General features: G+C 53.4%; 11 protein-coding genes. 8 read left to right on the forward strand and 3 right to left on the reverse strand.

Annotated features, from left to right (window positions below; genetic code table 11):
• Positions 1-57: 57 nt before the first annotated feature.
• Positions 58-384 (forward strand): trp operon repressor, encoded by a 327-nt coding sequence (gene trpR, locus F384_RS26055; protein ID WP_046497355.1) that lies wholly within the window; start codon positions 58-60, stop codon positions 382-384.
• 93 nt (positions 385-477) lie between these two features.
• Here the strand turns inward: trpR and yjjX are convergent, their stop codons facing one another.
• Complete coding sequence (yjjX, locus tag F384_RS26060) at positions 478-993, reverse strand: inosine/xanthosine triphosphatase (protein ID WP_046497362.1); 516 nt, start codon at positions 991-993, stop codon at positions 478-480.
• 49 nt (positions 994-1,042) lie between these two features.
• On the opposite strand from yjjX, the gene gpmB reads away from it, so the two are divergent.
• Positions 1,043-1,690 (forward strand): 2,3-diphosphoglycerate-dependent phosphoglycerate mutase GpmB, encoded by a 648-nt coding sequence (gene gpmB, locus F384_RS26065; RefSeq protein WP_046497373.1) that lies wholly within the window; start codon positions 1,043-1,045, stop codon positions 1,688-1,690.
• On the opposite strand, the gene robA is transcribed toward gpmB, so the two are convergent.
• Positions 1,687-2,556, reverse strand: a complete 870-nt coding sequence (gene robA, locus F384_RS26070) for an MDR efflux pump AcrAB transcriptional activator RobA (RefSeq protein WP_046497376.1) — start codon at positions 2,554-2,556, stop codon at positions 1,687-1,689. The two genes, gpmB and robA, sit on opposite strands and share 4 nt — an antisense overlap.
• 211 nt (positions 2,557-2,767) lie before the next feature.
• On the opposite strand from robA, the gene creA reads away from it, so the two are divergent.
• From creA to creD, 4 genes are read left to right on the forward strand one after another with little or no spacing between them, the layout of a single operon-like run.
• Positions 2,768-3,241, forward strand: coding sequence for a protein CreA (gene creA / locus F384_RS26075; protein ID WP_046497379.1), 474 nt, complete (start codon positions 2,768-2,770; stop codon positions 3,239-3,241).
• A 12-nt stretch (positions 3,242-3,253) separates the two neighbouring features.
• Positions 3,254-3,943, forward strand: a complete 690-nt coding sequence (gene creB / locus F384_RS26080; RefSeq protein WP_046497382.1) for a two-component system response regulator CreB — start codon at positions 3,254-3,256, stop codon at positions 3,941-3,943.
• On the forward strand, positions 3,943-5,367 hold the full coding sequence (gene creC / locus F384_RS26085) for a two-component system sensor histidine kinase CreC (protein WP_046497385.1): 1,425 nt from the start codon (positions 3,943-3,945) through the stop codon (positions 5,365-5,367). The genes creB and creC overlap by 1 nt, the downstream gene beginning before the upstream one ends.
• A gap of 58 nt (positions 5,368-5,425) precedes the next feature.
• A complete protein-coding gene (gene creD, locus F384_RS26090; RefSeq protein WP_046497392.1) occupies positions 5,426-6,787 on the forward strand; it encodes a cell envelope integrity protein CreD in 1,362 nt (453 codons plus the stop codon).
• Positions 6,788-6,853: 66 nt separating this feature from the next.
• Here the strand turns inward: creD and arcA are convergent, their stop codons facing one another.
• Complete coding sequence (arcA, locus tag F384_RS26095) at positions 6,854-7,570, reverse strand: two-component system response regulator ArcA (RefSeq protein WP_001194359.1); 717 nt, start codon at positions 7,568-7,570, stop codon at positions 6,854-6,856.
• A gap of 95 nt (positions 7,571-7,665) precedes the next feature.
• Between arcA and yjjY the strand changes: the two genes are divergently transcribed.
• Both yjjY and F384_RS26100 read left to right on the forward strand, forming a co-directional pair.
• The gene (yjjY, locus tag F384_RS29635) at positions 7,666-7,806 is read left to right on the forward strand and encodes a protein YjjY (RefSeq protein ID WP_042998021.1); all 141 of its coding nucleotides are present in this window, start codon (positions 7,666-7,668) and stop codon (positions 7,804-7,806) included.
• Between the two features lie 398 nt (positions 7,807-8,204).
• Complete coding sequence (locus F384_RS26100; protein WP_046497536.1) at positions 8,205-8,891, forward strand: tRNA/rRNA methyltransferase; 687 nt, start codon at positions 8,205-8,207, stop codon at positions 8,889-8,891.
• Positions 8,892-8,939: the final 48 nt, after the last annotated feature.

Genomic DNA, 8,939 nt, shown 5'->3' on the forward strand with positions numbered 1-8,939 from the left:
TCCGATGGGTTATGTTATGATTTGTACTCGTGTATGAGTACAACAGGGCGACATAACATGACCCAGCATTCCCCTTATTCATCGGCGATGGCCGAACAACGTAATCAGGAGTGGCTTCGTTTTGTGGAGTTGCTCCGCCAGTCTTATGCAGAGGATCTGCACTTACCGCTGTTGCAGTTGATGCTGACCCCGGATGAGCGCGAAGCGTTGGGGACGCGTGTACGCATTATCGAAGAGTTATTACGCGGCGAAATGAGCCAGCGCGAGCTTAAAAACGAACTGGGTGCGGGGATTGCTACCATCACCCGCGGCTCTAACAGCCTGAAATCTGCCCCTGTCGAACTGCGTCAGTGGCTTGAAGCCGTATTGTTGAAAAACGCCTGAAAAGCGTTTTCGTAGGCCTGATAAGCGTAGCGCCATCAGGCTCGCAACCGCACCATCGCCGGATGACGACGTCGTTTTATCCGGCCTACAATCTCACTGATAAATCGCGTTATGAAACGGGCTAAGCGCCAGAATCACCGCCTGGTGGTAAACGCTGGCGCGCGTCAGTTTCCCGGCGGTAAACACGCCAATTGCGCCTTCTTTTCGGCCAATCTTATCAATGCCCGTGTAGCGTGACATCACCGGGCCAAGCGCTTCGCCCTCGCGCACTTTTTCAAGGATCACCGCAGGCAGCGGCAGCGTGGCGGAACGCGCTTCACCGCGCTGGGTTGCATTCTCGACAACCACCCAACTGAAGGTCGCGTCTTCATCAATACCCGCTTCGATGGCCACCCAGAAGTCGGCATCTGGCCGTGCACGACGGGCATTTTCGACCCGATTCCGTGCGCCAGCACGCGTTTCAGAACTTCCGAAGGGTTGTTCCGGTACGCCACTATCGACGTCTACAGACTCAATATGGCAGGATCCTTCACCGAAGATCTCGTTAAATGCCTGCAGAATTGCCTGAATTTTGGCGGGATTGGTGGTCGCTGAGACAACATGGTGCATAATTAAGCTCGATTTTAAAGAAACTCATCGCAGTATACGGAAAAATAGCATGTTACAGGTATACCTTGTTCGCCACGGTGAAACGCAGTGGAACGCCGAGCGACGTATTCAAGGCCAGTCCGACAGTCCGCTGACCGCTAAAGGTGAGCAACAAGCAGTGCAGGTAGGTGAACGTGCGAAAAGCCTCGGTATCACCCACGTCATCAGTAGTGATTTGGGACGTACCCGGCGTACTGCTGAAATCATCGCCCAGGCGTGTGATTGTGATATCACCTTAGACGCCCGCCTGCGCGAGCTGCACATGGGAGTGCTGGAAAAACGTCATATTGATACCCTGACCGCCGAAGAAGAAAACTGGCGTCGCCAGTTAGTCAACGGCACCGTCGACGGGCGTATCCCCGAAGGGGAATCGATGCAGGAGTTGAACGATCGTGTCCATGGTGCGCTCGCCGCGTGCCTGGATTTACCGCAGGGGAGTCGTCCGCTGTTGGTCAGCCACGGTATCGCGCTGGGCTGTCTGGTCAGTACGATTCTGGGTCTTCCTGCGTATGCGGAACGCCGCTTACGCCTGCGTAACTGCTCGATTTCGCGGGTGGATTATCAGGAAAGCCTGTGGCTGGCGCCGGGATGGGTAGTGGAAACGGCAGGGGACATCTCGCATCTGGACGCCCCTGCGCTGGATGAGCTACAGCGTTAACGGCGAATTGGTATCAGGAATTCGCAGCGCAGGTTAATCGGGCGGTCACCGGCTTTGGCATCTTCAGCCGGGTAGTACCGTTCGATATCCTGCCCTTTGCGGCGCGTCAGGTTCAGCATCGGCATGCAGGTGCCATAAACGGTCAGAATAAACTCCTGAACGCCCGTTCCCAGCCCATCGTAGGTAAACATGACATATTCGCCGCCCTGTAACAGCACTGGCTGTGCCGATTGCACATAGCCATTGGCTTGCTCCTGAGGCAAAGCAGTGGTGTAAAACACTTCCTGCTCGTCATCTTTCTCAAGGCTTGGGCGCGTTTCGTTCAGGCCATACAGCACGGGCGGGATTGCGGGCGCATGGCCGAGAAAATTGTGCCAGAACTGGATACGCATTTCGTGGCGGAAATCGGAGATTTGCTCCAGCGAACAGGAGTAGCTCTGGGTGACGCCAAGCAGTGGCGTATCTTCCAGGGTGACAAACTTATGCTCAGGTATCGCAAATTCCCCCAGACGCAGAGGCGGGCGAATACCGAACGCGCTCCATTCCGGTGAACGACGATACAGCGCAGGCGTTTGGGAAAACTGTTTCTTAAAGGCGCGGGTGAACGTTTGTTGAGAGTCAAAGCGGTATTGCAGGGCGATATCCAGAATCGGACGAGCCGTCAGGCGAAGAGCAACAGCGGATTTCGATAAGCGGCGTGCGCGAATATACGCGCCAATCGCGTGGCCCGTCACGTCCTTAAACATTCTCTGCAGATGCCACTTGGAATAACCCGCTTTTGCCGCCACATTGTCAAGCGACAGGGGCTGATCCAGATGACCTTCCAGCCAGATTAATAGGTCGCGAATAATGCCGGCCTGATCCATAAAATATCCTCATCCTTTCAACTACAAACACCTGACATCAGATTATTGGATAATAGCATTTTTTGTTGTTTTAGCATTCAGTGTTTTTTTTGCGCATTAATGCTTTTTTTGGATCAAATAAAACGTGATTATTGTAATCCTGTGATCTGTAAACAGTTTCTTTTACAATGTCGAATAATTGCCCAGCGTAATTTTAAAGAATGGTAACAATATGAAATACAAGAGTTTAGTTCTTTCCGCCCTGTTATTCATGCTGGCGCCGCTGGCGTCTGCCGAGCAGATTGGTTCCGTCGATACGGTGTTCAAAATTTTTGGACCGGATCATAAGATTGTCGTGGAGGCGTTTGACGATCCCGATGTCAAAAACGTGACCTGCTACGTCAGCCGTGCCAAGACCGGGGGCATCAAAGGCGGTCTGGGGCTGGCCGAAGACACCTCCGATGCCGCCATCTCTTGTCAGCAGGTGGGACCGGTAGAACTGAGTGACAGAATCAAGAACGGCAAAGCGCAGGGTGAAGTGGTCTTTAAGAAACGCACCTCGCTGGTGTTCAAATCCTTACAGGTCGTGCGTTTTTATGATGCTAAACGCAACGCGCTGGCCTATCTGGCCTATTCCGACAAGGTTGTCGACGGGTCGCCGAAAAATGCCATTAGCGCAGTACCTATCATGCCGTGGCGCGAATAACAGGGAAGCATTATGCAGCAGGTGTCGGTCTGGCTGGTGGAAGATGAGCAGGGTATCGCGGATACCCTGATTTATATGCTCCAGCAGGAAGGGTTTAGCGTGGAAGCCTTTGAGCGCGGCCTGCCTGCGCTGGATAAAGCGCGTCATCAGTGCCCGGATGTGGCGATTCTCGATGTCGGGTTGCCGGATATCAGCGGCTTTGAACTGTGCCGACGCTTGCTGGAGCACCATCCGGCGTTACCGATCCTCTTTCTGACGGCGCGCAGTGACGAGGTGGATCGCCTGCTGGGGCTGGAAATTGGCGCTGACGATTACGTCGCTAAACCGTTTTCACCCCGGGAAGTGTGCGCGAGGGTTCGCACGCTGTTACGCCGGGTGAAGAAGTTTTCCACGCCGTCGCCCATCGTCAAAACCGGCCATTTTGAGCTGAATGAGCTCGCTGCCGAAGTAGCCTGGTTCGGTACGCCTCTGTCACTCACGCGCTATGAGTTTTTGCTGCTGAAAACGCTGCTGTTATCTCCAGGTCGTGTCTATTCGCGTCAGCAACTGATGGATATTGTCTGGGCTGACGCGCAGGATACTTTCGACCGGACGGTCGATACACACATCAAAACGCTGCGCGCCAAACTGCGTGCCGTCAATCCGACGCTCTCGCCAATCAACACGCATCGCGGGATGGGCTACAGCCTGAGGAGCCTTTGATGCGCATTGGCATGCGTTTGCTGTTGGGCTATTTCCTGATTGTCGCCGTTGCCGCGTGGTTTGTTCTCTCTATTTTTGTGCAGGAGATTAAACCTGGCGTACGGCGCGCAACGGAAGGGACGCTGATCGATACCGCCACGCTGCTGGCGGCGCTGGCCCGTGACGATCTGCTGTCCGGTAACCCGGAGCATGGCCAACTGGCGCAGGCGTTTACGCAACTGCATAACCGTCCCTTTCGCGCCAATATCAACGGAATCAATAAAGTCCGCAACGAGTACCATGTCTACATGACGGACGCGCAGGGCAACGTGGTGTTTGATTCCATCAATAAAGCGGTTGGGCAGGATTACTCCCGCTGGAACGATGTCTGGCTAACGCTACGTGGGCAGTATGGCGCACGCAGTACGCCACAGAACCCCGCAGATCCGGAAAGCTCGGTCATGTACGTTGCTGCGCCGATTGTCGACAATGGAAAGATCATCGGCGTGCTCAGCGTGGGGAAACCGAATGCCGCGATGGCACCGGTGATTAAACGCAGCGAGCGACGGATCCTCTGGGCCAGCGCGATTCTGCTTGGGATTGCGCTGGTGATTGGTGCCGGGATGGTCTGGTGGATTAACCGCTCGATCGCCCGTCTGACGCGTTATGCGGATTCAGTGACTGAAAACCAGCCGATGCCGCTGCCTGAACTGGGCAGCAGCGAATTGCGCAAGCTGGCGCAGGCGCTGGAGAGCATGCGCCTGAAGCTGGAAGGCAAGAATTACATCGAACAGTACGTGTACGCGCTTACCCATGAACTGAAGAGTCCGCTGGCGGCCATTCGCGGCGCGGCGGAAATCCTGCGAGAAAATCCGCCTCCGGACATTGTTAAGCGCTTTACCGACAATATTCTCAGCCAAAACGCGCGAATGCAGGCGCTGGTTGAAACCCTGCTGCGTCAGGCGCGGCTGGAGAACCGTCAGGATATTGCGCTCTCTGCGGTTGCCGTCGATGAACTGTTTGCGCAAATCAGCGATGCGCGCGCCATTCAACTGGCGTCGAAGGCAATATCGCTGGAGATAGTTCCCTCTGCGTTAAGCGTCTGTGCAGAGCCGGCGCTGCTGGAGCAGGCACTGGGCAACCTGCTGGACAATGCCATTGATTTCACCCCGGCAGGTGGGACGATTACCCTCAGTGCGCAGGCGCATGCAGAGAAGGTGACACTGACGGTGGCCGATACCGGCGCAGGCATTCCCGATTTTGCCTTACCGCGGATATTCGAGCGTTTTTACTCATTGCCGCGTGAAAATGGCCTCAAAAGCAGTGGCCTGGGCCTGGCGTTCGTGCGCGAAGTCGCGCGACTGCTGAAGGGGAGTGTGGAATTGCGTAACCGGCCGGAAGGCGGCGTCGAAGCCATGCTCACACTTCACCGTCACTTCACATAGCTTCAAATTCCCCCCACATAGCGTGCGTACTCTGCCGGTATTGCATAAGGAGAACGCTATGTTGAAATCCCCCCTGTTCTGGAAAATCGTCACCTTAGGTGGCGCGATTATGTTGCTGCTGATCCCACTGATGATGGTCCGGCAGATTATTGTGGAACGTGCTGATTATCGCGATGCGGTGGAGGATGCCATCCGGCAGAGTACCAGCGGATCGCAAAAAGTGGTCGGCCCACTGATTGCCGTGCCCGTGACCGAGTTATACACGGTGCTGGAAAACGAGAAAGAGGTACAGCACAAGCGCAGCTTTATCCACTTCTGGCTGCCGGAGTCACTCATGGTGGAAGGTAACCAGAATGTTGAGCCGAGAAAAGTGGGCATCTACGAGGGGCAGGTCTGGCATACCGATGTCACGCTGAAAGCGGAGTTTGATGTCGCCCGACTGAGTGAACTGAACCGGCCCAATGTGACCCTCGGAAAACCGTTTATTGTGGTTGGCGTGGGTGATGCGCGGGGCATTGGCGTAGTGAAAGCGCCGAAGGCGAATGGCGTGGCGCTTGCCGTCGAGCCGGGGACTGGATTAACGGGACGTGGAGAGGGGCTCCACATCCCGCTTCCCGACGAACAATGGGCGATGCGCGATGTGAACCTGGCGATGTCACTCAACTTAAGCGGAACCGGATCGTTCTCAGTAGTCCCGGTGGGGCGCAGCAGTCAAATGACGCTCACCAGTAACTGGCCGCACCCCAACTTCCTCGGTGATTTCCTGCCCGATAAGCGCGAAATCAGTGAGTCAGGATTTCAGGCGCAGTGGCAAAGCAGCTGGTTTGCCAATAACCTGGGCGATCGGTTTGTGGATGCGCAAAAAAACGGGTGGTATAACCTGCCGTCATTTAGCGTTGCGGTTGCTACTCCTGCCGATCAGTACCAACTGACGGATCGGGCGACTAAGTATGCCATTTTGTTGATTACGCTGACATTCATGGCTTTCTTTGTGTTCGAAACGTTAACGGGCAAAAGGCTACACCCAATGCAGTATCTGCTGGTGGGGCTGTCGCTGGTGATGTTTTATCTGCTGCTGCTGGCGCTCTCAGAACACATTGGCTTCACCCTGGCGTGGGTTGTCGCCAGTCTGGTCGGCGCGCTGATGAACGGGGTTTATCTCCAGGCGGTATTGCAGGGTTGGCGTAGTAGCGTGATCTTCACTCTGGCATTGCTGGTGCTGGATGGCGTGATGTGGGTTCTGCTGCGCTCGGAAGACAGCGCGCTGCTGCTGGGAACGAGCGTACTGCTGCTGGCCCTGGGGAGCGTGATGTTCCTGACGCGGCATCTGGACTGGTATGCGTTCTCGCGAACGAAACCGACACCGACAGCGCCGAAACCGACAGCACCGGTGGACGATGCGTTACGCGTGTGGAAGTAAATTCAGTTAACAGCAGATAAGAAAAACGGCGCATTGAGCGCCGTTTTTTTGACGGTAATAACCCGATTAATCCTGCAGATCGCCACAGAAACGGTAACCTTCACCGTGAATCGTCGCGATAATTTCCGGCGTGTCCGGCGTCGATTCGAAATGCTTACGAATACGACGGATGGTCACGTCAACGGTACGGTCATGCGGCTTCAGCTCACGACCGGTCATTTTCTTCAGCAGCTCAGCACGAGACTGGATCTTACCCGGGTTCTCGCAGAAGTGAAGCATGGCACGGAACTCGCTACGCGGCAGTTTGTACTGTTCACCATCAGGCCCGATCAGAGAACGGCTGTTGATGTCCAGTTCCCAACCGTTGAACTTGTAGCTTTCAACGCTACGACGTTCTTCACTGACGGTACCCAGATTCATGGTACGGGACAGAAGGTTACGGGCACGGATAGTCAGTTCGCGCGGGTTAAACGGTTTGGTGATGTAATCATCTGCACCGATTTCGAGGCCGAGGATTTTGTCAACTTCGTTATCGCGACCCGTCAGGAACATCAGCGCAACGTTAGCCTGCTCGCGCAGTTCACGCGCCAGCAGAAGACCGTTTTTGCCTGGCAGGTTGATATCCATGATCACCAGGTTGATGTCATATTCAGAGAGGATTTGATGCATTTCCGCGCCATCTGTCGCTTCGAATACATCATAGCCTTCCGCTTCGAAAATACTTTTTAACGTGTTGCGTGTTACCAACTCGTCTTCAACGATAAGAATGTGCGGGGTCTGCATGTTTGCTACCTAAATTGCCAACTAAATCGAAACAGGAAGTACAAAAGTCCCTGACCTGCCTGATGCATGTCGCAAATTAACATGATCGGCGTAACATGACTAAAGTACGTAATTGCGTTCTTGATGCACTTTCCATCAACGTCAACAACATCATTAGCTTGGTCGTGGGTAGTTTCCCTCTGGACCCGACAGTGTCAAAAACGGCTGTCATCCTAACCATTTTAACAGCAACATAACAGGCTAAGACGCACCGGACACCCAATAAAACTACGCTTCGTTGACATATATCAAGTTCAATTGTAGCACGTTAACAGTTTGATGAAATCATCGTATCCAAATGCTAGCTTTCATCACAAAATTGCAATAATCCAACTAGTTGCACAAGATAACTAATTAACACGGCGAATCCTATGAATGAGATTCATTTTAAATCAAATTATCTCTGATAAACAGAAGGATATACTGTTTCTGTTAACATAAAAAACATTAGTAAAGTAAGGAAATAGTTTAGCGTCTTTTATCAACGATGAAACGCTTTTTCACGGATTTCCGTTAAAATTTTGTAAATTCGCTCCGCGTAATATCTTGACACTGGTCACACAATTGTCTGCGGACAAACAGATAGAGAAGAAAAATGCGCATCACTATTATCCTTGTCGCTCCCGCCAGAGCGGAAAATATCGGCGCGGCAGCGCGCGCCATGAAGACCATGGGGTTTACTCAACTGCGTATCGTTGACAGTCAGGCTCATCTTGAACCCGCCACGCGCTGGGTAGCGCATGGCTCCGGCGATATTATTGATAATATTGCCGTTTTCCCGACCCTCGCGGATGCGCTTACCGATGTTGATTTTACCGTCGCCACCACGGCGCGCAGCCGGGCAAAATTTCATTACTACGCAACGCCAGCGGAACTGGTTCCGCTGCTGGAAGAAAAATCGGCCTGGATGAATCACGCCGCGCTGGTTTTTGGTCGTGAAGATTCCGGACTGACCAACGACGAACTGGCGCTGGCAGATGTTCTGACCGGAGTGCCGATGGTTTCAGATTATCCTTCACTGAATCTGGGGCAGGCGGTGATGGTCTACTGCTATCAATTAGCAAATTTAATGCAACAACCTGCTAAAGAAGTCGATGCTTCTGATGAATTTCAGTTACAGGCATTACGATCGCGGATAATGACACTACTGACCTCTCTGGAGGTCGCGGATGACGTCAAACTGGTCGACTGGCTGCAACAGCGTCTGGGACGATTAGGGCAGCGAGACACCGCAATGTTGCACCGGTTAGTCCATGATATCGAAAAAAATATCACAAAATAATAATTTGCCTTTAGTTTGATTTGTAGTGATAGGTGCTAATTTCAAGAG

It is taken from the genome of Citrobacter amalonaticus Y19, assembly GCF_000981805.1.
GTDB classification, from domain to species: domain Bacteria; phylum Pseudomonadota; class Gammaproteobacteria; order Enterobacterales; family Enterobacteriaceae; genus Citrobacter_A; species Citrobacter_A amalonaticus_C.